Annotated in this window: 18 protein-coding genes; 9 read left to right on the top strand and 9 right to left on the bottom strand. The window is 69.1% G+C overall.

The window, feature by feature from the left end:
• Position 1: 1 nt before the first annotated feature.
• Positions 2–1,630, bottom strand: a complete 1,629-nt coding sequence (locus OG937_17800; protein WUD73399.1) for an ABC transporter substrate-binding protein — start codon at positions 1,628–1,630, stop codon at positions 2–4.
• Positions 1,631–2,039: 409 nt separating this feature from the next.
• Here OG937_17800 and OG937_17805 point away from each other — a divergent pair, with 409 nt between their 5' ends.
• The 5 genes from OG937_17805 to OG937_17825 all read left to right on the top strand — a co-directional run bounded on the left by OG937_17805 (position 2,040) and on the right by OG937_17825 (position 8,980).
• Positions 2,040–3,020 carry an ABC transporter permease gene (locus OG937_17805; GenBank protein WUD73400.1) on the top strand — a complete coding sequence of 327 codons (981 nt, stop codon included), beginning with the start codon at positions 2,040–2,042 and terminating at the stop codon, positions 3,018–3,020.
• A gap of 54 nt (positions 3,021–3,074) precedes the next feature.
• A complete protein-coding gene (locus OG937_17810; GenBank protein WUD73401.1) occupies positions 3,075–4,058 on the top strand; it encodes an ABC transporter permease in 984 nt (327 codons plus the stop codon).
• Positions 4,055–6,127 carry an ABC transporter ATP-binding protein gene (locus OG937_17815; GenBank protein ID WUD73402.1) on the top strand — a complete coding sequence of 691 codons (2,073 nt, stop codon included), beginning with the start codon at positions 4,055–4,057 and terminating at the stop codon, positions 6,125–6,127. The genes OG937_17810 and OG937_17815 overlap by 4 nt, the downstream gene beginning before the upstream one ends.
• Positions 6,128–6,158: 31 nt before the next feature.
• Positions 6,159–7,856, top strand: coding sequence for an ABC transporter family substrate-binding protein (locus OG937_17820; GenBank protein WUD73403.1), 1,698 nt, complete (start codon positions 6,159–6,161; stop codon positions 7,854–7,856).
• Positions 7,857–8,011: 155 nt separating this feature from the next.
• Positions 8,012–8,980 carry a hypothetical protein gene (locus OG937_17825; GenBank protein WUD73404.1) on the top strand — a complete coding sequence of 323 codons (969 nt, stop codon included), beginning with the start codon at positions 8,012–8,014 and terminating at the stop codon, positions 8,978–8,980.
• A gap of 63 nt (positions 8,981–9,043) precedes the next feature.
• Here the strand turns inward: OG937_17825 and OG937_17830 are convergent, their stop codons facing one another.
• From OG937_17830 to OG937_17865, 8 genes are all read right to left on the bottom strand, one after another.
• Positions 9,044–10,156, bottom strand: a complete 1,113-nt coding sequence (locus tag OG937_17830) for a dipeptide ABC transporter ATP-binding protein (GenBank protein WUD73405.1) — start codon at positions 10,154–10,156, stop codon at positions 9,044–9,046.
• Positions 10,149–11,204, bottom strand: a complete 1,056-nt coding sequence (locus tag OG937_17835; GenBank protein WUD73406.1) for an ABC transporter ATP-binding protein — start codon at positions 11,202–11,204, stop codon at positions 10,149–10,151. Before OG937_17835 ends, OG937_17830 begins: the two co-directional genes overlap by 8 nt.
• A gap of 11 nt (positions 11,205–11,215) precedes the next feature.
• Positions 11,216–12,178: an ABC transporter permease gene (locus OG937_17840; protein ID WUD73407.1), complete on the bottom strand. Its 963-nt coding sequence runs from the start codon at positions 12,176–12,178 to the stop codon at positions 11,216–11,218.
• Complete coding sequence (locus OG937_17845; protein ID WUD73408.1) at positions 12,171–13,103, bottom strand: ABC transporter permease; 933 nt, start codon at positions 13,101–13,103, stop codon at positions 12,171–12,173. The genes OG937_17840 and OG937_17845 overlap by 8 nt, the downstream gene beginning before the upstream one ends.
• 154 nt (positions 13,104–13,257) lie before the next feature.
• Positions 13,258–14,892, bottom strand: coding sequence for an ABC transporter substrate-binding protein (locus OG937_17850; GenBank protein ID WUD73409.1), 1,635 nt, complete (start codon positions 14,890–14,892; stop codon positions 13,258–13,260).
• 705 nt (positions 14,893–15,597) lie between these two features.
• Complete coding sequence (gene typA / locus OG937_17855; GenBank protein WUD73410.1) at positions 15,598–17,493, bottom strand: translational GTPase TypA; 1,896 nt, start codon at positions 17,491–17,493, stop codon at positions 15,598–15,600.
• Positions 17,494–17,639: 146 nt separating this feature from the next.
• A complete protein-coding gene (locus OG937_17860) occupies positions 17,640–17,861 on the bottom strand; it encodes a hypothetical protein (protein ID WUD73411.1) in 222 nt (73 codons plus the stop codon).
• Between the two features lie 27 nt (positions 17,862–17,888).
• On the bottom strand, positions 17,889–19,649 hold the full coding sequence (locus OG937_17865) for an ABC transporter family substrate-binding protein (GenBank protein ID WUD73412.1): 1,761 nt from the start codon (positions 19,647–19,649) through the stop codon (positions 17,889–17,891).
• Between the two features lie 354 nt (positions 19,650–20,003).
• Here OG937_17865 and OG937_17870 point away from each other — a divergent pair, with 354 nt between their 5' ends.
• The 4 genes from OG937_17870 to OG937_17885 are packed head-to-tail and all read left to right on the top strand — an operon-like array spanning position 20,004 to position 23,829.
• On the top strand, positions 20,004–20,297 hold the full coding sequence (locus tag OG937_17870) for a hypothetical protein (GenBank protein ID WUD73413.1): 294 nt from the start codon (positions 20,004–20,006) through the stop codon (positions 20,295–20,297).
• Positions 20,298–20,306: 9 nt separating this feature from the next.
• Positions 20,307–21,152, top strand: a complete 846-nt coding sequence (locus OG937_17875) for a hypothetical protein (protein ID WUD73414.1) — start codon at positions 20,307–20,309, stop codon at positions 21,150–21,152.
• Positions 21,152–23,065: a fumarate reductase/succinate dehydrogenase flavoprotein subunit gene (locus OG937_17880; GenBank protein ID WUD73415.1), complete on the top strand. Its 1,914-nt coding sequence runs from the start codon at positions 21,152–21,154 to the stop codon at positions 23,063–23,065. The genes OG937_17875 and OG937_17880 overlap by 1 nt, the downstream gene beginning before the upstream one ends.
• On the top strand, positions 23,062–23,829 hold the full coding sequence (locus OG937_17885; protein ID WUD73416.1) for a succinate dehydrogenase/fumarate reductase iron-sulfur subunit: 768 nt from the start codon (positions 23,062–23,064) through the stop codon (positions 23,827–23,829). The genes OG937_17880 and OG937_17885 overlap by 4 nt, the downstream gene beginning before the upstream one ends.
• Positions 23,830–23,862 lie beyond the last annotated feature (33 nt).

Consider the following 23,862-nt stretch of genomic DNA (forward strand, 5'->3'; position numbering starts at 1 on the left):
GTCAGCTGACCTTGATCTGGTTGTAGACGGGGACGCTGAAGGGGTTGAGGGAGACGGCGGTGAGCCGCCCGGACCAGCCCGCGCTGCCGTTCTGGTACCACAGGGCGATCGCCGGGACCTGCTGCGGCAGGATCCGCTCGGCCTGCTGGAAGGTGTCGACGGCCTTCGCGGTGTCGCTCTCGGCGTTCGCCCGGTCGACGAGCTCGTCGAACTTCGGGTCGCTGAAGTGCGCGTCGTTGGACGAGGCGTCGGTGTAGTACAGCGGCTGCAGGAAGTTCTGGATCAGCGGGTAGTCCATCTGCCACCCGGCCCGGAACGGGTTCTTCATCTGCTTGTTGACGATCTGGTTGCGGAAGTCGGCGAAGGTGCCGACGGGGTCGCCGACACAGGCGTCGTCCTTGCCCAGGGCGTTGTTGATGCTGTTGCAGACCGCGTCGACCCAGTCCTTGTGGGAGCCGCTGTCCGCGTTGTACGTGATCCTCATGGTGCCTCCGGGGAGGCCGCCGCCCTCCTTGACCAGTTGCCTGGCCCGGGCGGGGTCGTAGTCGCACGTCCGGCCGCAGAGGGTGTCGTCGAAGCCGCCGTCCGCGCCGAGCACGGGTGAGGTCCAGTCCCGCGCCGGGATGCGGGTGTTCTGGAAGATCTGCCGGGTGATCTGCTTGCGGTTGATCGCCATGGAGATGCCCTGGCGGAGCTTGTCGGAGTGCTCGCCCGACCAGGCCTTGTCGTAGAGCGGGAAGGCGAGGGTCTGGATGATGCCGGCCGGGGTGTTGAGGTAGCGGCCGTCCAGGTCGCCCTTCACGTTCTTCAACTGGGAGGCGGGGACGTCGTCGACCAGGTCGAGGTTGCCGGCCTGGAGGTCGGTGTAGGCGGTGATGTTGTCCGTGTAGACCTTGAGGTCCACGCCGCCGTTGACGGCCGCGTCGCCGCCCTTGTACCCGTCCCACGTGCGCAGTTGCATGCCCTGGCCCTTGGTGTAGGACTCCACGCGGTACGGGCCGTTGCCGACGGGCTTCCGCAGCCAGGCGGCGTGGTCGGTGAAGAAGGCCCGGGGCAGCGGCATGAAGGCGGCGTATCCGAGGGTGTCGGGCCAGGTGGAGAACTTCTGGTTGAGCTTGACGGTGAAGTTCAGGTCGTCCTGCCTGGTCAGGCCGGAGAGCTTCCCGGCGGCCGGCCGGCCGGACCCCGGGTGGACCTTGTCGTAGCCCTCGACGTACCGGAAGAAGGAGGCGTTGATCTGCTTGTTCGTCACCAGCGCCCCGTAGTTCCAGGCGTCGATGAACGAACCGGAGGTGACCTTCTCGCCGTTGCTGAAGGTCCAGCCGTCCTTGAGCGTGATCTTGAACGTCCGCTGGTCCGTGGTGGTGATCGCGTCGGCGATGACGTTCTCGGCGGCCGCCGTCCTCGGGTTGTACTTCTTCAGGCCGCGGAAGATCATGTCCAGCACCTTGCCGCCCTGCACCTCATTGGTGTTGGCGGGCTCCAGCGGATTCTGCGGATCGGTCCACGAGGCGCTGAACACCCCGGAGGCGCCGGTCGAACCGCCGCCTCCGCCCCCACCCCCGCAGCCGGTGGCCACCAGGGCGGCCGCGGCCGCGCCGGCGGCCCACCTCGCCGCGCTCCGTCGCATCGGATGCCTCCTCGGGGAGCTCTCTACGCCATGAAGGACACGAGACTCACCATGACATCGCAAACCCATACATATTGCACAGCGGCTCACCGACCCGGGCGCCCCGGAGGGGGGACAGAGGGTTTTCCCTATGCACCGGCCCGTCAATGAGGGTTATCCCGATAGTCGGGTTAAATTTCGACCAAAAAAATAAAGGATCCATCACGACGAACCGGCGCTCGTTGACGCGGCCATAATTCGGTTGCGAAAGTCCCATCAACCCTTCAAGCCCGGGTGGAATGCGCACGACCTGCGCAGACGGCCCGGGTGCAAATGTTTCGGCCGTGCTACACAACTATGTCAGACGCGGTCGGCGAAGAAAGTTCAACCTTGTTATTTGTTCGAAACGAACCGACTGAGAGTGTGAGCCGTGGGCCGTTACCTGCTGCGCCGACTGATCAACCACGTGGCGCTGGTTCTCATCGCGGCTTCCCTCACGTACTTCCTGGCGGCGATCAGCCTCAACCCGCGGGCCAACTTCGCGGGCCGCAACCCCCCGGTGGCGGCGTCCTCGGTGACGGCCACCCTGAACGACTACAACCTCAACCCCGACACCCCGGTCGTGGTCCGCTTCGCCCACTGGGCGAACGGCGTGGCCCACGGGGACCTCGGACGGACGGTCACCGGCGGTGAGGTCAACGACGAGTTCGGCCGGCGCGTCGGGGTGAGCACGCGCCTGCTGCTGATCGCCACCATCCTGGGTTCCATCGGCGGCGTCCTGGTGGGCGCCTGGGGGGCCATCAAGCAATACCGGGCATCGGACCGGGTCACCACACTGGCCTCGTTCTTCGTCCTGGCCATGCCGGTGTTCGTGATCGCGGTGACCTTCAAGCTCTGGGCGATCGACATCAACGACGCCGTGGGTCACAAGGTCATCGAGTACACCGGTGAGTACGATCCCGGGCTCACCGGGACCGGGGAGATCCTCGCCAGCCGGCTGCAGCACCTGCTGCTGCCCAGCCTGACCCTGATCGTGATCCAGGTCGCCCTCTACAGCCGCTACCAGCGCAGCACCATGCTGGACGTCCTCGGCAGCGACTTCCTGCGCACCGCCCGGGCCAAGGGCCTGTCGCGGCGGGCGGCACTGATGAAGCACGGCCTGCGCACCGCGGTCCTCCCGGTGGTCCCGCTGCTGGTCTACAACGTCGTCCTGCTCTTCACCGGCGCGACCTTCACCGAGAAGATCTTCGGCTGGCACGGCATGGGCGAGTGGCTGGTCAACTCCATCAGCACGAACGACGTCAACGCGGTCGCCGCCGTGGGCATGTTCACGGCGTCCGTGGTCCTGATCGCCGGTCTGCTGTCCGATGTGCTCTACGCGGCGCTCGATCCCCGCGTACGGGTGCGCTGAGACCCACCGCACCCCTCCGCCGCCCCGATCCCGCGTTACCAGGAGCCTCCACCCATGGCCGTCCAGACCCCCTCCGTACAGCCTCCGGCGCACGTGCCCGCCGCGCCGGGCGACCAGCCCGCCAAGCGCCGCGCGAACAGCAGGCTCCGGCTCACCGCCGTCCGCTTCGCGCGCAACCGCATGGCCCTGTTCGGCCTGGTCATGCTGGTCCTGCTCTTCCTGATGGCGTACGTCTCACCGCTGTTCTACAAGTGGGACTACACCGAACTCGACTTCACCGCCTTCCAGAAGCCGCCCTCGGCCGCCCACTGGTTCGGCACCGACCAGACCGGCTCCGACCTCTTCGCACTCACCGCGCGCGGTATGCAGAAGTCACTGGTCATCGGCATCCTGACCGGTCTCATCTGCACGTTCGTCGCCGCCGCGGTCGGCGCCAGCGCAGGCTACTTCGGCGGCTGGACGGACCGTTCCCTGATGTGGGTGGTCGACCTGCTGCTGGTCATGCCCAGCTTCCTGATCATCGCGGTGCTGTCGCCCCTGTTCCAGGGCACCACCTGGCTGGTGTTCGTGGTGCTGCTGGCGGCGTTCAGCTGGATGATCACCGGCCGGGTGGTCCGCAGCATGACGCTCACCCTGAAGGACCGTGAATTCGTCAAGGCCGCCAAGTACATGGGCGTGCCCGCGCCGGTCATCATCTTCCGGCACATCCTGCCGTCGATGGCCTCGATGCTGATCATCGACGGGACGATCCAGGTCGGCGCGGCGATCATCGGCGAGACCAGCCTGTCGTACTTCGGCTTCGGCGTGCAGTCCCCCGACGTCTCGCTGGGCACGGTCATCGCCACCGGCACCCCGGCGGCCCCGTCCTTCCCGTGGCTGTTCTACTTCCCGGCCGGCTGCCTGGTGCTGATCTGCCTGTCCATCGCCTTCATCGGCGACGGCCTGCGCGACGCCCTCGACCCCAACTCCAGCGGCGCCAAGGCCCGCGCACCCCGCACCACCAAGAAGAGCACGTCCACGGAAGGACGCACGTCGTGAGCGAGACGCCCCCCGCCCTCGAGGTCACCGACCTCCACGTCTCCTTCCCGAGCGAGGCCGGGCCGGTCAGGGCCGTGCGCGGCGTGTCCTTCTCCGTGCGTCCCGGCGAGGTCCTCGGCATCGTCGGCGAGTCCGGCTCCGGCAAGTCCGTCTCCTCCCTCGCGGTCCTCGGACTGCTCCCGGAGACCGCCGACATCAAGGGCTCGGTCAAGCTGCACGGCCGCGAGCTGCTGGAGCTGGACGACCGGGACATGACGGAGATCCGCGGCAAGGACATCGCGATGGTCTTCCAGGACCCGCTGTCCGCGCTGACCCCGGTCTACTCCGTCGGCAACCAGATCGTCGAGGCGCTGCGGATCCACCAGGACCTGGACAAGGACACCGCCCGCAAGCGCGCGATCGAGCTGCTGGACCTGGTGGGCATCCCGGACCCGGCGCGGCGCGCCGACGCCTTCCCGCACGAGTTCTCCGGCGGCATGCGCCAGCGCGCGATGATCGCCATGGCGATCGCCAACGACCCCGAGGTGATCATCGCCGACGAGCCGACGACCGCCCTGGACGTGACCATCCAGGCGCAGATCCTCGACGTCCTGAAGAAGGCCCAGGAGGTCACCGGCGCCGCCATCGTCATGATCACCCACGACCTGGGCGTGGTGGCCGGCTTCGCCGACCGGGTCCAGGTGATGTACGCGGGACGCCCGGTGGAGACCGGGACCGTGGACGACGTCTACTACACCCCGCGCATGCCGTACACCATCGGTCTGCTCGGCTCGATCCCCCGGCTCGACGACGGCGGGCGCCACGCGCTGACCCCGATCGACGGCAACCCGCCCTCGCTGGTGGACCTGCCGACCGGCTGCCCCTTCGCGGCCCGCTGCCCCATCGCCATCGACGTGTGCCGGCGCATCGAGCCCGAGCTGACGGTGCGCGAGGGGGGCAACCACCCCACGGCCTGCCACCGCAGCCACGAGCTGGTGGCGGGCGGCTCCCTCGACCCCGCGACCATCTACCCGGTACCGCCGGTGCCGAAGGCCCCGGCCGACTCCGTGCCCCGCGCGGACCGCGCCCCGGTGCTGGAGGTCGACGGGCTGGTCAAGCACTTCCCGCTGCTCCACGGCGCGGTCATCAAGCGCAAGGTCGGCGAGGTCCGCGCGGTCGACGGCATCAGCTTCGACATCCGCGAGGGCGAGACGCTCGGCCTGGTGGGCGAGTCGGGCTGCGGCAAGACCACGACACTGCTGGAGATCCTCGACCTGCCCTCCGGGCAGTCCGGCACGGTCACCGTCTTCGGCAAGGACATCCGGGGCCTGAAGGGAGCCGACCGCAAGGCGCTCCGCCGCGACCTGCAGGTGGTCTTCCAGGACCCGATGGCCGCGCTCGACCCGCGGATGCCGGTCGGCGACATCCTCGCCGAGCCCATGAAGACCCACGGCTGGTCCCGGGACCGCATCGCCGCCCGGGTGCCGGAACTGCTGAACCAGGTCGGCCTCGACCCGGACCACGTGGACCGTTTCCCGGCGGAGTTCTCCGGCGGGCAGCGGCAGCGCATCAGCATCGCGCGGGCGCTGGCGCTGGAGCCCAAGCTGGTCGTCCTGGACGAGCCGGTCTCGGCCCTGGACGTGTCCATCCAGGCCGGTGTGCTCAACCTGCTGGACGAGCTCAAGGCGCGCATGAACCTGAGCTACCTCTTCGTGGCGCACGACCTGTCCGTCGTGCGGCACATCGCCGACCGGATCGCGGTGATGTACCTCGGCCGGATCGTGGAACTCGGTTCCGCCGAGGCCGTCTTCGAAGCACCCTCCCACCCGTACACCCAGGCGCTGCTCTCCGCGGTGCCGCTGCCCGATCCCCGCAAGGAGCGCGATCGCAGGCGCATCCTGCTCACCGGCGACCTTCCCAGCCCCGCGGACGTGCCGACCGGCTGCCGATTCCGCAACCGCTGCCCGAAGTTCGCCTCCCTCGACGAGTCCGACCGCGGCCGGTGCCGCGAGGAGGACCCGGCACCGACCGGACTGGCGGGCGACCACACCGCGGCCTGCCACTTTGCCGCCGCCGTCACCGTCGTGTGATTTCCCACCCAGTAAGAGGAGAGAGAGTCCGTTGAACAGAACACGTATGTCCGTCGCCGTGGTGGCGCTGGCCACGGCGAGCGCGCTGACCCTGACCGCGTGCGGCGGCGGGGACGGGAAGAGCGACGCCGCGTCCAAGAAGAACTCGGTGCCCAAGTCGAGCGTCAACAACATCAAGGCCACCGACCGCGACCAGCTCAAGCAGGGCGGCACCCTGAACTGGCCGCTGGGCGAGATCGCCGAGAACTTCAACTACAACCAGATCGACGGCACCCTGGCCGACGGCTACGACGTCGAGCGCGCCGTGATGCCGATCATCATGATGTCGGACGCCACCGGCACGGTCACCCCGAACCCGGACTACCTGACCTCGGCCGAGGTCGCCGACACCGCCGGCAAGCAGGTCGTCACGTACAAGATCAACCCCAAGGCCAAGTGGTCCGACGGCACCCCGCTGTCCTGGAAGGACTTCGAGGCCAGCTGGAAGGCGCTGAACGGCAAGGACGCCAAGTACAAGATCTCCTCCAGCACCGGCTACGAGCTGATCAGCAGCGTCGCCAAGGGCGCCAACGACCAGGAGGCCGTGGTCACCTTCTCCAGCCCCTACGGTGACTGGAAGGGCCTGTTCAGCCCGCTCTACCCGGCCAAGGTCGTCGGCACCGCCGACGGCTTCAACACCGGCTACCTGGGCAAGTTCCCGGTCACCGCGGGCGCCTTCAAGTTCCAGGGCATCGACAAGACCACCAAGACCCTGACCATCGTGCGCGACGACAGCTGGTGGGGCAACAAGGCCATCCTGGACAAGATCATCTACCGCGCGCTGGACTCGGACGCCACCGCCGGCGCCTTCGCCAACGGCGAGGTCGACTTCTTCAACGTCGGCCCCGACTCGGCCGCCTACAAGCAGGCCAAGGAGGTCAAGGGCGCCGACATCCGCAAGGCGGCCGGCCCCAACTACCGCCACGTCACCTTCAACGGTGCCCGCGGCGCGCTGAAGGACGTCAAGGTCCGCCAGGCCATCATGTCCGCCCTGAACCGGCAGGCCATCGCCGAGTCCGACCTGCAGGGTCTGGACTGGGACGCCAAGCCGCTGAACAACCACTTCTTCGTCACCAACCAGAAGGGCTACAAGGACAACTCCACCGGCATCGGCACCTTCGACCAGGCCAAGGCCAAGAGCCTGCTGGACGAGGCCGGCTGGAAGCAGAGCGGCGAGTTCCGCACCAAGGGCGGCAAGACCCTGGAGCTGGACTTCGTCATCCCGGCGAACGTCAGCACCTCCGCCAACGAGGGCAAGCTGATGCAGCCGATGCTCAAGGCGGTCGGCATCAAGCTGAACATCAAGTCGGTGCCGCTGCAGGAGTTCTTCGACAAGTACGTCAACACCGGCAGCTTCGACCTGACGGCCTTCTCCTGGCTCGGCACGTCCTTCCCGGTGTCGTCGACCAAGTCGATCTACGCCAAGCCCGTGGGTGACAACATCCAGCAGAACTACACCGGCGTCGGCAGCGACGAGCTGGACGCGGCCATGAACAAGGCCGCCGCCGACACCGACCCGGCCCAGGCGATCGACGACGCCAACGCCGCGGACCTGCTGATCTGGCAGCAGGCCAACCTGCTGCCGCTGTACCAGCGTCCCGACATCTACGCGGTGAAGAAGGACCTGGCCAACATCGGCGCCTACGGCTTCCAGGACCTGCGCTACGAGAACATCGGCTTCCTGAAGTAAGCCGCGCCGGCTCCCGGCACCGCGACCGCCCCGTCACCGCACCTCGGTGGCGGGGCGGACCGCTCTATATGCGTGGCCGAAGTGGGCGCCGCCATGGGACCGTTGCCGGTCCCGCACGCCGCGGCCGGGTCTCCCGGCAGGACAGGATCCCCGCCATGCCCCTCGCGCGCTCCCGGCCCTTCGCCGACGTCTTCGCCCATTTCGGGGTGGCCGAAGGCGACCGTCCCGCCCGCTCGGTCCACCCGCACTCGCCGGTCTTCCGCTGCCGTGTGGCCGGTACGGAAGCGGCACTGAAGAAGGCCGCCTCGCCGCAGACCGCGGCGGCGGCCGTCGCCGGCTGGACGCGCGCCCTGGCGGCTCGGGGCGTCCCGGTGGTCACCCCGCTCGACGGGCCGGCCGCGAACCCGGCCCGGATCGGCGAGGGGGACTGGGTGGCCTACCCCTGGGTGGAGGGCCGGCCCTACCGCGGTACGGAGGCGGACATCGAGGCGGCGGGCGACCTGCTGGGACGGCTGCACGCCCACAGTGCCGACGGCCCCGCCGCGGTCCCCGCCTTCACCTGGCCGGACCACGGACCGACGGACCTCGAAGCCGACCTCGACGCGCTGCGCCCCGCCCTGGCCCGCCATGCCCCGGCGGTCCGGGAGGCCGCGACGGCCCGGCTGGAGCTGTGGTCGCGGACCCTGATGACGCGACTGCTGCCCGCCCTGCGCGACGCGGGCCTGCCCCGTGTCGTCGCGTCGATGGACTTCAAGGCGAACAACCTGGTCTACGCCGAGGGCGGCCCGGTCCTCATCGACCCGGAGAACGCCGAGTACGCGCCCCGGCTGCTCGACCTCGCGCTGGCGCTGCTGCTCTTCCACACCGAGTCCCCGGGCGCCCCGCCGCGGCCGTTCACGCCCCGCGAATGGGCGGTCTTCCACGACGCCTACCGCCGCCACTGCACGCTGACCGCGGCCGAGGTGGCCCTGTGGCCGGTGGCCGTGCGCTACATGCAGGTCGAGTGGGGCGTGTGGACGCTCCTGGACGCCACGGAGAGCGACGACTGGGCCGACCCGCGCCAGCGGGCCTTCCTCACCGCTCTGGCGCTCGCCGGGCCGGACGGCCGCCCCGTACGGCCGTGAACGCCCGAGGGGCGCCCGCACGGCAATCGTGCAGGCGCCCCTCGTGGGTGGTGCGGGTGGTGCTCAGTTCACCGCGTGGACGACGTCCTTCTCCTCGGCGAAGTGGCACGCCGACTCGTGCGCGGCCGGGGTGTCCTCGCCCTTGAAGCGCTGCGGGATGGCGAGCAGCGGCTCCTCGGTGGCACACCGGTCCTGTGCCTTCCAGCACCGGGTGCGGAAGCGGCAGCCGGACGGCGGGTTGGCCGGCGACGGGACGTCACCGCTCAGGATGATGCGCTCGCGGTGGTCGCGCGCCTCCGGGTCCGGCACCGGCACGGCCGAGAGCAGGGCCTGGGTGTACGGGTGGGTCGGGTGGTCGTAGATCTCGGTGTCGGTACCGATCTCGGCCATCTTGCCCAGGTACATCACGCCGACACGGTCGGAGATGTGGCGGACGATCGACAGGTCGTGCGCGATGAAGATGTAGGAGAGGTTGAACTCGTCCTGCAGCTTCTCCATCAGGTTGATGACCTGCGCCTGCACGGAGACGTCCAGCGCCGAGACCGGCTCGTCGCAGATGATGATCTCCGGGTTGAGCGCCAGGCCGCGCGCGATGCCGATGCGCTGCCGCTGACCGCCGGAGAACTGGTGCGGGTACCGGTTGATGTACTCCGGGTTCAGGCCGACGACGTCCAGCAGCTCCTGCACCTTGCGGCGCCGGTCGCCCTTCGGGGCCACCTCGGGGTGGATGTCGAAGGTCTCGCCGATGATGTCGCCGACCGTCATGCGCGGGTTCAGCGAGGTGTACGGGTCCTGGAACACCATCTGGATGTTCCGGCGGACGGCCTTCAGGGCACGGCGGGACAGCTTGGTGATGTCCTGTCCCTTGTAGAAGACCTCGCCGGCGGTGGCCCGCTCCAGGTTCATCAGCAGCTTGGCGACGGTGGACTTGCCGCAGCCGGACTCGCCCACGATGCCCAGGGTCTCGCCCTGGTACAGGTCGAAGGAGATCCCGTCGACGGCCTTGACGGCGCCGATCTGCTTCTTGAAGAGGATGCCCTGGGTCAGCGGGAAGTGCTTGACCAGGTTGCGCACCTGGAGGATCGGCTCGCCGCGCTTGACCGGCTGGGCGATCGCGGCCTCGACCGCCGCCACCTCGTCGGAGACGGCCTCGTCGTTCTTGGTGACGTCAGCCATGGATCGTCTCCTTCCAGAAGTGGCACGCACTGCCGCGGCCCGGCAGCTCGCTGCCGTCCTGCTCGGTCACCCGGTGCAGCGTGGGGACCTCGGTGCGGCAGATGTCCTGCGCCATCTCGCAGCGCGGGTTGAACGCGCAGCCGGTGGGGATGCGCAGCAGGTTCGGGGGCAGGCCCTTGATCGCGTAGAGCTCCTGGCCCTTCTGGTCCAGGCGCGGGATCGACTCCAGCAGGCCCTTGGTGTACGGGTGCGCGGGCCGCTTGTAGATCTCGTGGACCGGCGCGGTCTCCACGATCCGGCCCGCGTACATCACCGCGATCTTGTCCGCGACGTCGGCGACCACGCCGAGGTCGTGGGTGATCAGGATCAGGCCCATGTTGTACTCGCGCTGCAGTTCCGCGAGCAGGTCCATGACCTGGGCCTGCACCGTCACGTCGAGCGCGGTGGTGGGCTCGTCCGCGATGATCAGCTCGGGCTCCAGGGCCAGCGCCATGGCGATCATGATGCGCTGGCGCATACCGCCGGAGAACTGGTGCGGGTAGTCGTTGACCCGCTCCTTCGCCGCCGGGATGCGGACCCGGTCCATCATCTCGATGGCCTTGGCCTTGGCTTCCTTCTTGGACAGGCCCTGGTGGACCCGGAACATCTCGCCGAGCTGGTAGCCGACGGTGAGCACCGGGTTCAGCGAGGACAGCGCGTCCTGGAAGATCATCGCGATCTTGCGACCGCGGATCTTCCGGCGCTGCTCGCCGGACATCTTGAGCATGTCCTGGCCCTGGAAGAGGATCTCGCCCTGCGGGATCCGCCCGGGGGGCATGTCCAGGATGCCCATGATCGCCTGCGCGGTCACGGACTTGCCGGAGCCGGACTCGCCCAGCACCGCCAGGGTCTCACCGGCCGACACCGTGTAGTTCACACCGTTGACGGCCTTGGCGACGCCGTCGCGGGTGTGGAACTCCACGTGCAGGTCGCGCACTTCCAGCAGCGGAGCGGCGGCATCCCCGGTACGGGGTGCGGGCACGTCCGCGGTCTTGTCGATGGTGGTCACGTACGCCTCCCTCAGCGCAGCTTGGGGTCGAGGGCGTTGCGGACCGCATCGCCGAGCATGATGAACGCCAGGACCGTGATGCTCAGCATGATCGACGGGTACAGCATGATGTGCTGAGCCGTACGGATCTGCGCGGCACCACCGGAGATGTCCTGACCCCAGGAGACCACGGACGTGGGCAGGCCCAGTCCGAGGTAGGACAGGGTGGCCTCGGCCGAGATGTAGCCGCCGAGCGCGATCGTGGAGACCACGATCACCGGTGCGACCGCGTTCGGCAGGATGTGCTTGAACAGGATCCGCGTGGTGCTCGCGCCCAGGGCCTGGGCGGCGTGCACGTAGTCCGCCTGCTTGATGGTGATCACCGAACCGCGCATGACGCGGGCGATCTGCGTCCAGCCGAGGAAGGCCAGCGCACCCGACACCACCCAGACCGTGCGGTCGGTGAAGGAGTTCAGGACGACCAGCGTGCCGAGCAGGAACGGGACCGCGAAGAAGATGTCGGTGATCCGGGACAGGATCGTGTCGACCATGCCGCCGAAGTAACCGGCGATCATGCCGACCAGGCCGCCCAGCACGGTGACCAGGAGGGTCACGCTGACGCCGACCGTGATCGAGGCCCGGGTCCCGTAGATCACACGGGCGAAGACGCTGCGGCCCTGTCCGTCGTAGCCGAGCCACTCCGCGGAGAACACGTGCCCGTACTCGGGCTTGCCCAGGTAGTGGTTCCGCAGGTCGGCGTAGGTCGGCGAGGCACTGGTGAACAGGCCCGGGAAGACCGAGATCACCAGCAGGAGCAGGATCAGGATCCCGGAGACCACGAAGTAGGGGTTGCGGCGCAGGTCCCGCCAGGCGTCGCCCCACAGGCTGCGCGCCTTCTCCGCCGTGGGCGCGGGCCCGGTGGCGGAAGCGGTGTCCGCGGCCGTGGCGGCCATCGGGTCCGCGTTCTCGACGGCGGTCTTGGTGACGTCAGGCATAACGGATCCTCGGGTCCAGGACCGCGTAGAGCAGGTCGACGATCAGGCTGGTGACGAGGAAGACCAGCACGAGGACGGTGACGAGACCGACCAGCGTGGTCCCCTCGCGGCGCAGGATGGACTCGTAGATCGTGCCGCCGACACCGTGGATGTTGAACAGGCCCTCGGTGACGACCGCGCCGCCCATCAGGGCGCCGATGTCGGTACCGAGGAAGGTGACCACCGGGATCATCGAGTTGCGCATCAGGTGCACGCCGACCACGCGGCGCCGGGGCAGGCCCTTGGCGATGGCGGTCCGCATGTAGTCGGCGCGCAGGTTCTCGGCTATGGAGGTACGGGTCAGGCGCGCCACGTACGCCAGCGAGAGGCTGGCCAGCACGATGGCCGGCATCAGCAACTGGCTGTAGTTGGTGGAGTCCTGGACGTTCGGTGTCATCCATCCGAGCTGGAAGGCGAAGACCAGCTTGAAGATGAAGCCGAGGACGAAGACCGGGACCGAGATCAGCAGCAGGGTGAAGATCAGCACCAGCGAGTCAGCGAGCTTGCCCGCGCGCATGCCGGCCCAGACACCGAGGGCGATGCCCACGACCAGTTCGATCGCGAAGGAGAGCCCCGCGAGCCGCAGCGTCACCGGGAAGGCGTCCCCGAGCACGTCACGCACCGGACGACCGCTGGCAATCTGGTTGCCGAAGTCGAAGTGCAGGATGATGCCCGTCATGTAATCCCAGTACTGCTTCAGGATCGGCTGGTCGAGACCGAGGTCATGACGGATCCGCGCCACGGTCGCCGGGTCCGCGCCCTTGTCGCCGAAGAGCGCCCGCACGGGGTCGCCAGGCAGGGCGTAGACCATGAAAAAGATGAGCAGAGTCGTCCCGATGAATACCGGGATCATCTGGAGCAGTCGCCGCGCGACGTAACGCCCCATCGTGCCTCCATGTCAGTCGCTGTGGCAGCAGAGATGGGCCCTTCCCCCGTCCTCCTCTTCGGGAAGACGGGAGAAGGGCCCCCCAGCCGTTGCCTGCACCCCGCGCGTCCGACGTCTCCGTCAGCCCCGCACCGGCGTGCTCACTACGCGATGGTTACTTCTTGACCTCGACGCCGGTGAGGATCGGGTCACCGTTCTGCGCGTACTGGACGTTCGAGACGTTCTCCGAGTAGCCGGCGTTGACCTTGTAGTACCAGAGCGGGATGGCGGGCATGAGCTCGACCATCTTCTTCTCGGCGGCCTGGTACTCCTTGACCGACTCGTCGAGCGTGGCCGCGGTGTCGGCCTTCTTGATCAGCGCGTCGAGCTCCTTGTTGGAGAAGCCGGACTGGTTGCCCGCCGAGGTGGTGCCGTAGAGGTCACGGATGAAGTTGGCGTTCACGGGGTAGTCGAGCACCCAGCCACTGCGGTAGATCGACTTGACCTCGTGGGCCTCGCGGGCGTCCAGGTCGCTCTGGAAGTCGGCCTTGGAGTCGCCGGCGCACTTGATACCGGTCGCGTTGGTGATGCTGTTGCAGACGGCCTCCACCCACTCCTTGTGGCCACCGTCGGCGTTGTACTGGATGGAGATCTTGTTGCCGGGGACGCCGCCGCCGGCCTTGATGAGCTCCTTGGCCTTCGCGGGGTCGTACTTGAAGACGTCGCCGCCCACGTTGTCCTGGTAGCCGAGCACGCCCTTGGCGACGAAGCCGGTGGCGGGCTCACGGGTGCCCTGGAGCACCGTCTTGGTGATGGTGTCGCGGTCGATCGCCATCGACAGACCCTGGATGACCTTGGGGTCGACGTTCTTCCACTGCTTGGAGTAGAAGGCCGGGACGATGGACTGGATGGCGGAGTACGCCTGGTCCACGGCGCGGTCACCGAGGTCGTCGCGGTAGACCGGGAGGTCCTTCGGCGCGATCTGACGCAGGACGTCGACGTTGCCGGACTTCAGGTCCTCGTACGCAGCCTCGAGGCCGGTGTAGTTCTTGAAGATCACACCGCCGTTCTTCGCCTTGTCCGGGCCCTTGTAGCCGTCGAAGCGCTTGACCTCGATCTGCTTCTTGTGGTCCCACTTGACGAACTGGTACGGGCCGTTGCCGACCGGGTTCTCGCCCGCGGCCTTCGGGTCCTTGTAGAAGGACTCCGGCAGCGGCGAGAACACCTCGTAACCGAGCTTGTACACGAAGTACGGGATCGGGGTGGTGAGCTCGATGGTGAAGGTCTTGTCGTCGACGACCTTCAGGCCGGACATCGTGTCGGCCTTCGGCTTCGCACCCTCCTTCTCGGGGTGGACGTCCTCGAAGCCCTTGATGTCGGCGAACCACGACGCGTTGGTCTGGGCGTTGTTGATGTTGGCGGCCCAGTTCCACGCCTTGACGTAGGACTCGGCGGTCACCGGGGTGCCGTCGTGGAACTTCCAGCCGTCCTGCAGCGTGACCGTGTAGGTCTTGTTGTCCTTGGTGTCCACCGACTTGGCGTTCACCATGACGATGTTGCCCTTGGGGTCGTAGTCCACGAGCTGCGAGAACAGCGAGCGGACGACGATGCTGCCGTTGGACTCCATGGTGTTGGCAGGCTGCAGGGGGTTCTGCGGCTCGCCGACCTCGACGGAGAACTTGCCGTTGGGGTTGACGCCGCCAGCGTCGTTGCTGCTGCCCTTGTCACCACCGCCGCCACCGCAAGCGGTAGCAGCCATAGCGACGATGATCGCACCTGCGACCCAAGTGGCGCTCTTGGCACCGCGCATGGGTTTGCCTCCTCAGGAGTCACTGTTCTTACGTGAAAGGGCCGGCCTCACTGACACCCCTGACAGTGATACCGGTCACCTGTGCTCGTGAGTCGGCGCTCCCCATAAGCGCTTGGACCCATTGACCCGAGCTCAACGGCTCCAACTATCGGTCACGTTGGGCCTACGAACCACACACTTACGATCTCGTTTTGGTCACAACCGGTCCAAAACAATCCCGCAATTCGGACATTTGGATTGTAGACAGACACCGACGAAACGGACTTGTAACACAAGTACCGGTGAACGCCGTCCGGTATCCGGACGTCGCCGGACTGAAATCCGGTTGCCCTCAAAGCGCGTAGATTCCACGCGAATGTACGTGCCTGACGGGCCGACAGGGAACGAGCTGTCGCGCCCACGCCACTGGCGCAACCGCGACACATCGCCGTCCCGGGAACCGGACCGCGCACAGCGGGCTGCGCCCCGGTGAGTTCGGTCACAACTTGCCCAGCAAGGGCCCCTCGATGTGACCGCCCTCACGGAAAACGGCGCTCCGCGCACACCGGGATCGACGTGGATGTCCCGTGATGTCGTCTCCGCGCCGCTCCCGTCCGGGAGCGGCCGCGAAGCGGCCCGGCGCCCCCGTGGACCGGGGACGGCCGGGCCGGTGTCCATGCACCGCCGAGGGTGCGGTCCGCGCCGCCGGCGCGGACCGCAGGGGCCTCAGCGCTTGGCGCGGGAGGCGGTGCGGCCGCGCTCCTTCTGGTCCAGGACGACCTTGCGGATGCGGACCGTCTCCGGGGTCACCTCGACGCACTCGTCGTCGCGGCAGAACTCCAGCGACTGCTCCAGGGAGAGCTTGCGCGGCGGGACGATCGCCTCGAACGAGTCGGCCGACGAGGACCGCATGTTCGTGAGCTTCTTCTCCTTGGTGATGTTGACGTCCATGTCGTCGGCGCGGGAGTTCTCGCCGACGATCATGCCCTCGTACACCTCGGTGCCCGGGTCGGTGAAGAGCACACCGCGCTCCTGGAGGTTCGTCATCGCGAAGGCGGTGACGGCACCGGCACGGTCGGCGACCAGGGAGCCGTTGTTACGGGTCACCAGGGGGCCGAACCACGGCTCGTGGCCCTCGTGGATGGAGTGGGCGATGCCCGTGCCGCGGGTGCCGGTCAGGAACTCGGTACGGAAGCCGATCAGACCGCGGGAGGGCACGACGAACTCCATGCGGACCCAGCCGGAGCCGTGGTTGGACATGTTGTCCATCCGGCCCTTGCGGGTGCCCATGAGCTGCGTCACGGCGCCCATGTGCTCCTCGGGCACGTCGATGGTGATGCGCTCGACCGGCTCGTGGAGCTTGCCGTCGACCTCGCGGGTGACCACCTGCGGCTTGCCGACGGTCAGCTCGAAGCCCTCCCGGCGCATGGTCTCGACGAGGATGGCCAGCGCCAGCTCACCGCGGCCCTGCACCTCCCAGGTGTCGGGGCGCTCGGTCGGCAGCACGCGGAGGCTGACGTTACCGATCAGCTCCCGCTCCAGGCGGTCCTTGACCAGGCGGGCGGTGACCTTGCGGTCCTTGACCGCCGACTTGTCGGCGCCCTTGCCGCCGGGGCCACGGCCGACCAGCGGCGAGGTGTTGGCGCCGATGGTCATGGAGATCGCCGGCTCGTCCACCGTGATCAGCGGCAGCGCGATCGGGTTCTCCGGGTCCGCCAGCGTCTCGCCGATGGTGATGTCGGCGATGCCGGCGACGGCGCAGATGTCGCCCGGGCCGGCCTTCTCGGCGGGCTTGCGGGTGAGCGCCTCGGTCATCATCAGCTCGGTGATGCGGACGTTGGCGATCGAGCCGTCGCGCTTGATCCACGCGACCGTCTGGCCCTTCTTGAGCTCGCCCTGCTCGACGCGGAGCAGCGCGATGCGGCCCAGGAAGTTGTCGGCGTCCAGGTTGGTGACGTGCGCCTGCAGCGGGGCGGCCTCGTCGTACACCGGGGCCGGGACGTGCTCCAGCAGCGTGGAGAAGAACGGCTCCAGGCTGTCGCTGTCGGCCGGGACGGTGCCGTTCTCCGGCTTGGTCAGCGAGGCCACGCCGTCCCGCGCGCAGGCGTAGACGATCGGGAACTCGATCTGGTCCTCGTCCGCGTCCAGGTCCAGGAACAGGTCGTACGTCTCGTTGACGACCTCGTCGATCCGGGAGTCCGGGCGGTCGGTCTTGTTGATGCAGAGGATGACCGGCAGCTTCGCGGACAGCGCCTTGCGCAGCACGAAGCGGGTCTGCGGCAGCGGGCCCTCGGAGGCGTCCACCAGCAGCACGACCGCGTCGACCATCGACAGGCCGCGCTCGACCTCACCGCCGAAGTCGGCGTGGCCGGGGGTGTCGATGATGTTGATCGTGATGGGTTCGCCGCCACCCTTGGGGTGGTACTTCACGGCCGTGTTCTTCGCGAGAATGGTGATGCCCTTCTCGCGCTCCAGGTCGTTGGAGTCCATCATCCGGTCGTCCAGATGCTGGTGCGCGGCGAAGGCTCCGGCCTGCTTGAGCATGGCGTCCACCAGCGTCGTCTTGCCGTGGTCGACGTGGGCGACGATGGCGACATTACGAATGTCGTTACGCGTGGGCATACTGGGGCGCTTCTCCCGGGTAGGTAGGTGGGGCGGCGTGCCCTCGTCGGCACACCTAGCCCGCCGGGCGAGTCAAGCCACGGCCTCACCCCATGGTACGGGGCCCGGGCGGCAAGGGCCGCCCGGGCATGATCGTCCCGGGTCGGTCAGGGCCGGGCCGCCTCCCCGATCCGCAGGGCGGGGGAGGACGGCACGGCGCGCGCCGGAAGTACGGGCCCGGCCACCGTGACGGACGTCACGGACGTGGACGGCCGCGCCGGCGGGTTCCGCAGCGGGCCGCCGCCCTTCTCCTGCGCCTCCGGCGCCCGGTCCCTCGCGTCAAGCGTGTGCGCGGTGCACGCGGCCGGGGCCGCGACGACCGGCGTCACGGCCCCGGCCCTGATCCGGCGCTCCCCCTACTTCCTGAAGCCGATGTCCTGGAAGCGCGGTGTCGCGAAGCCGAAGGCACCCGCGTTGAGGACGTCCTTGCGCAGGGCGACCAGCTCGGGGCGCTGGTAGAGGGGGATGGAACCGGCGGCCGCCCAGATGCGGGCGTCGGCGCGGGCGGCGAAGTCCCGGGCCTCGGCCGCGTCGAGCTCGCCGGCGGCCTGGTCGAAGAGCTGGTCGATGAGGTCGGTGCCGACCCGGGGGTAGTTCTGCTCGACCACCAGGGAGCCGTCCGGCGCGGGCTCGGGCTTGGCGAAGATCGGGCGGGTGTCGGTCGCCGGGAAGGCCGTGCCGGGCCAGCCGTACAGGGCGAGGTCGAAGTCGCCGGCCGCGATGTGGTCGCGGAAGAAGCTGTCGTCGGAGACCCGCTGCAGCTCGGTGCGCACGCCGATGCCGGAGAGCATCGTGGCGATGCGCTCGCCGACCGTGTTCAGGGTCGCCGAGGACTTGGGCAGGACGAAGCGCAGCGTCAGCGCCTTGCCGTTCTTGCGCAGCACCGTCTTGGCCGGTTCGACGACGCTGACCTCGACCTTGTGCGCGGGCGCCGCCTGGTTGCGTTCCGCCGCCCCGGCACCGCCGCCGCCCGCCCCGGCCCCGGGGTCCAGGGCGGTGCGCTGCCAGCCCGCGGCGGCGAGCAGGGCGCGGGCGGCCTTCGTGTCGGACGTGCCCAGGGCCGAGCTGTGGTCGGCGTACCCGGCCTGCGTGAGCAGCAGCAGGTGGTTGCCGAGCGGTTCGTCGGGCAGGCCGAGGGGCCCCAGCACCGCCTTGGCGATGGCCCGGCGGTCCACCGCGCGGGCCACGGCGTGCCGCACCTGCTCGTCGGCGAGCGGCCCGGTGGAACCGTTGAGGGCGAGCTGCGTGTAGGAGGCGGCGCGCGTCCGGTAGACGGCCACGTGCTTGCCGGTCACGTCGCGGTCGACCTCGGCCACGTCCAGCGCGCCGGAGGCCAGGTCGGCGGCCCTCTGGTGGGCGGGCGTGGCGGCGAGGACCAGCTGGGACAGCTTGGCGCGGTCGCCCCACCACTTGGTGTTGCGGACCAGCGTGACGGACTTCCCGCTCGCGCTGCGGACGGCGAAGGGCCCGCCGGCCACCGGCAGCTCGCGGCGCGCGCCCTCGTTGAAGGCCTTGGCGGTGCCGGTGACGGCCTTGGGGTAGAGCGGGGTGAACAGCGACTGCCAGTCCGCGTACCGCTTCTCGAAGGTGACCTTCACCTCGTGCGCGTCCTTGCCCGCCGTGACGGAGGAGATCCGGTCGTACCCGGCGTTGCGCGCGGTCCAGTAGGCGTCCTCGGTGCCGCGCAGCGCCTTCCACTGGGCGGCGAAGTCGGCGGCGGCGATCGGCCGGCCGTCGCTCCAGACCGCCTTGGGGTTGAGCCGGTACGACACGACCTGCTGCGGCTCGCTCCGCACCACCTTGGCCGACCGCAGCAGATCGGTGTCCAGGTACGGGCGGCCCTGCCCGTCCAGCCGGAAGGCGGCGGGCAGCACGGCCGCGGCGACCAGGGAGGTGGCGTCGTTCGCCCCGGACTGGAACGCGTTCAGGGTGCCGGGCGCCGCGTCCACGGCCCAGCGCAGGGTGCCTCCGTCGCGCACCCCGTCCCGGGGCGCCGAGGCGAGGTCGGTCCCTGCGAGGGGGTCGTCCTTGCCGGCGGAGCACCCGGCGGAGGCGGCGACCGCGGCGGCGAGTGCCACGGCGGTCGCGGAGCGGATCAAGGTGGCGCTGCGGGCCATGCGTGCGTACCTCCGCGAGGGGGCCATGATCACAGGACGGTCTATTTGCCGCTTATCGCACCTACTGAAAGCCATTCCGCGACCGCGGACGCCACCGACACGTCGCGCGCCCCCGCCCTCCCACCCGCCCGGCGCAACGCCTCCGCGGGCCCCCGTCCCCGTGCGCCGGACACCACCCCCGCACGGGTGCGCGGCCTTCGGGGGAATCACGCGCCACGGCGCGTTCGCACAGGGCGCGCGCCACCCGTAGGTGGGACAATCCCTGCAGATCTCTTCCCAAGCGCGACTGTGACGCGCGACACTCGCTTGGCGTTAGCGTCGTGCACCCGCAACGTGGCGGAGGTGAGGACAGCCATGTCCCTGCAGGACGAACTTGCATCGGTACAACGCCGGCTGGATGAACTGGGCCGGGCCGTGTCCAAGCTGGAGCAGCACGTCGGCGACAGCCTGGACATGAGGCGTGTCCGTGCCGACACCAAGCACCTCAGCGACGACCTCGCGCTGCTGCGCGACAGCGTCGGCACCACCCCGGCCGGGCAGAAGGCGCGGCAGGAGATGGTGACGATCCCGGATACGCCGTACGACCCCAGTCTCTGGTCCGGCGCGGAAGACGAAGGGCTGGGGGCGCCGGACCGCCGAGCGCCCTAGGAGTAGTCCTTGGCCACCGACACACAACCGCCCGCTCCACCGACTCCACCCGCTCCACCCGCGCGCCACGGCGTCCTTTCCGCCGGGCGCGCGGCCATTCCGGCACGACATCTGCGCACCGACCGCTGGTGGCTGCAGCCGCTGCTCACCGCGCTCGGCCTGGGCGCCTTCGTCGTCTACTCGACGTGGCGGGCCTTCGCGAACGCGCACTACTACGCCGAGCCGTACGTCTCGCCGTTCTACTCGCCCTGCCTGGGCTCGAACTGCGTGGACATGCCGCTCGGCGCGCGCTGGCCGCTCTTCGGCGACTGGTGGGGGCTGTCCCCCGCCCTGCTGGTGCTGATCTTCCCGCTGGGCTTCCGGCTGACCTGCTACTACTACCGCAAGGCGTACTACCGCGGCTTCTGGGCCTCGCCACCCGCCTGCGCGGTGGCCGAGCCGCATGAGAAGTACACCGGTGAGACGCGGTTCCCGCTGATCCTGCAGAACATCCACCGGTACTTCTTCTACTTCGCCATCCCGGTCGCCGGGATCCTGAGCTACGACGTCGTGCTCGCCTTCCGGGACGAGCACGGGGCGTGGGGCCACATGGGCCTCGGCACCCTGGTGCTGCTGGTGAACATCGCCCTGATCTGGGCGTACACCTTCTCGTGCCACTCCTGCCGGCACATCGTCGGCGGCCGGCTGCGGCACTTCTCCCGGCATCCGGTGCGCTACCGCATGTGGACCTGGGTGGGGAAGCTCAACTCCCGCCACATGCTGCTGGCCTGGCTGTCGCTGGTGAGCGTGGCGCTCGCCGATCTCTATGTCTACCTGGTCGCCAGTGGGGCGTTCGACGATCCGAGGTTCTTCTGATGGCACAAGTCGAACGGCACGCGTACGACGTCGTCGTGGTCGGCGCGGGCGGGGCGGGGCTGCGCGCCGCCATCGAGGCGCGCGAGCAGGGCATGCGCACCGCCGTGATCTGCAAGTCGCTCTTCGGCAAGGCGCACACGGTGATGGCCGAGGGCGGCATCGCCGCGAGCATGGCCAACGTCAATCCGCACGACAACTGGCAGGTCCACTTCCGCGACACCATGCGCGGCGGGAAGTTCCTCAACCAGTGGCGGATGGCGGAGCTGCACGCCCGCGAGGCGCCGGACCGGGTGTGGGAGCTGGAGACCTGGGGCGCGCTCTTCGACCGCACGAAGGACGGGAAGATCTCCCAGCGAAACTTCGGCGGTCACGAGTACCCGCGCCTGGCACACGTCGGCGACCGTACGGGCCTGGAGCTGATCCGCACCCTCCAGCAGAAGATCGTCTCGCTGCAGCAGGAGGACCACCGGGAGCACGGTGACTACGAGGCCCGGCTGAAGGTCTTCCAGGAGTGCACGGTCACCCGGGTGCTCAAGGACGGCGACCGCGTCTCCGGGATCTTCGGCTACGTCCGCGAGTCGGGGCGCTTCTTCGTCGTCGAGGCGCCGGCCGTGGTGCTGGCGACCGGCGGCATCGGCAAGTCCTTCAAGGTGACGTCGAACTCCTGGGAGTACACCGGCGACGGGCACGCGCTGGCGCTGCTGGCCGGGGCGCCGCTGATCAACATGGAGTTCGTGCAGTTCCACCCGACGGGGATGGTCTGGCCGCCGTCGGTGAAGGGCATCCTCGTCACCGAGTCGGTGCGCGGCGACGGCGGGGTGCTGCGGAACTCCGAGGGCAAGCGGTTCATGTTCGACTACGTCCCGGACGTCTTCAAGGAGAAGTACGCGCAGAGCGAGGACGAGGGCGACCGCTGGTACGAGGACCCGGACAACAACCGCCGGCCCCCGGAGCTGCTCCCCCGCGACGAGGTGGCCCGCGCGATCAACTCCGAGGTCAAGGCCGGCCGCGGCACCCCGCACGGCGGGGTGTTCCTGGATGTCTCCACGCGGCTGCCCGCCGAGGTCATCCGGCGCAAACTGCCCTCGATGCATCACCAGTTCAAGGAGCTGGCGGACGTCGACATCACCGCCGAGGCCATGGAGGTCGGCCCCACCTGCCACTACGTGATGGGCGGCGTGGACGTCGACCCGGACTCGGCGGCGGCGACCGGGGTGCCCGGGCTGTTCGCGGCCGGCGAGGTGGCCGGCGGCATGCACGGCTCCAACCGGCTGGGCGGCAACTCGCTCTCGGACCTGCTGGTCTTCGGGCGCCGGGCGGGCCTGCACGCGGCGGAGTACGCGGCCGGGACCGGCGGCACGCGTCCGGCCGTCGCGGAGTGGCAGGTCGACGCCGCCGCGGCGGAGGCGCTGCGGCCGTTCAGCGCGGAGGCCGGGGCCGTGCCGGACGGGGTCCCGGAGAACCCGTACACGCTCCACCAGGAACTGCAGCAGACCATGAACGACCTGGTCGGCATCATCCGCCGGCAGGGCGAGATGGAGGAGGCGCTGACCCGGCTGGACGCGCTGCGCGTACGGGCCCGGCGGGCCGGCGTCGAGGGGCACCGGCAGTTCAACCCGGGCTGGCACCTCGCCATCGACCTGCGGAACATGCTGCTGGTGAGCGAGTGCGTGGCCCGGGCGGCGCTGGAGCGCACCGAGTCCCGGGGCGGCCACACCCGCGACGACCACCCGGAGATGGACCGCCGCTGGCGCAAGCTCAACCTGGTCTGCGAACTGGCCGATCCGGCGGACGCGTTCGGCGAGGTGGCGGTCACGCGGCGCGAGATGGACCCGATCCGGCCCGACCTGCTCGCGCTCTTCGAGAAGGACGAGTTGCTGAAGTACCTGACGGACGAGGAGCTGGACCGGTGAGCACGTACACGGGGCACTTCAGGGTCTGGCGTGGCGACGCGGACGGCGGCGGGCTGCAGGACTACCGGGTCGAGGTCCACGACGGCGAGGTGGTCCTCGACATCATCCACCGGCTGCAGGCGACCCAGGCGGGCGACCTGGCGGTGCGGTGGAACTGCAAGGCCGGCAAGTGCGGCTCGTGCAGCGCGGAGGTCAACGGCAGGCCGCGGCTGATGTGCATGACCCGCATGTCGGTGTTCGGCCGGGACGAGACCATCACGGTCACGCCGATGCGGACCTTCCCCGTGGTGCGGGACCTGGTGACGGACGTGTCCTTCAACTACGAGAAGGCGCGGGAGGTGCCGTCCTTCGTCCCGCCCGAGGGCGTGGCGCCGGGCGAGTACCGGATGCTCCAGGAGGACGTGGAGCGTTCGCAGGAGTTCCGCAAGTGCATCGAGTGCTTCCTGTGCCAGGACACCTGCCACGTGGTCCGTGACCACGAGGAGAACAAGAAGGCGTTCGCCGGTCCGCGCTTCCTGATGCGGGTGGCGGAGCTGGACATGCACCCGCTGGACGCGGCGGAGGAGCAGGGCCTGGACCGCAAGCGGTCGGCCCAGGACGAGCACGGGCTCGGGTACTGCAACATCACCAAGTGCTGCACCGAGGTCTGCCCCGAGCACATCAAGATCACCGACAATGCGCTCATCCCCCTCAAGGAGCGCGCGGTGGACCGCAAGTACGACCCGCTGGTCTGGCTCGGCAACAGGATCCGGCGCAGGAGCTGACCGGTCCGGTGCTCCCCCGCGGTGGAGGCGCTG

The sequence above is a fragment of the Streptomyces sp. NBC_00510 genome (genome assembly GCA_036013505.1).
Lineage (GTDB): Bacteria > Actinomycetota > Actinomycetes > Streptomycetales > Streptomycetaceae > Actinacidiphila.

What these genes read in the sequence shown, in the direction of transcription:
- OG937_17850 (WUD73409.1), bottom strand. Translation starts at nt 14,892, where the DNA reads ATGCGCGGTGCCAAGAGCGCCACTTGGGTCGCAGGTGCGATCATCGTC.
- OG937_17810 (WUD73401.1), top strand. Translation starts at nt 3,075, where the DNA reads ATGGCCGTCCAGACCCCCTCCGTACAGCCTCCGGCGCACGTGCCCGCC.
- OG937_17825 (WUD73404.1), top strand. Translation starts at nt 8,012, where the DNA reads ATGCCCCTCGCGCGCTCCCGGCCCTTCGCCGACGTCTTCGCCCATTTC.
- OG937_17870 (WUD73413.1), top strand. Translation starts at nt 20,004, where the DNA reads ATGTCCCTGCAGGACGAACTTGCATCGGTACAACGCCGGCTGGATGAA.
- OG937_17840 (WUD73407.1), bottom strand. Translation starts at nt 12,178, where the DNA reads ATGCCTGACGTCACCAAGACCGCCGTCGAGAACGCGGACCCGATGGCC.
- OG937_17865 (WUD73412.1), bottom strand. Translation starts at nt 19,649, where the DNA reads ATGGCCCGCAGCGCCACCTTGATCCGCTCCGCGACCGCCGTGGCACTC.
- OG937_17845 (WUD73408.1), bottom strand. Translation starts at nt 13,103, where the DNA reads ATGGGGCGTTACGTCGCGCGGCGACTGCTCCAGATGATCCCGGTATTC.
- OG937_17830 (WUD73405.1), bottom strand. Translation starts at nt 10,156, where the DNA reads ATGGCTGACGTCACCAAGAACGACGAGGCCGTCTCCGACGAGGTGGCG.
- typA (WUD73410.1), bottom strand. Translation starts at nt 17,493, where the DNA reads ATGCCCACGCGTAACGACATTCGTAATGTCGCCATCGTCGCCCACGTC.
- OG937_17880 (WUD73415.1), top strand. Translation starts at nt 21,152, where the DNA reads ATGGCACAAGTCGAACGGCACGCGTACGACGTCGTCGTGGTCGGCGCG.
- OG937_17800 (WUD73399.1), bottom strand. Translation starts at nt 1,630, where the DNA reads ATGCGACGGAGCGCGGCGAGGTGGGCCGCCGGCGCGGCCGCGGCCGCC.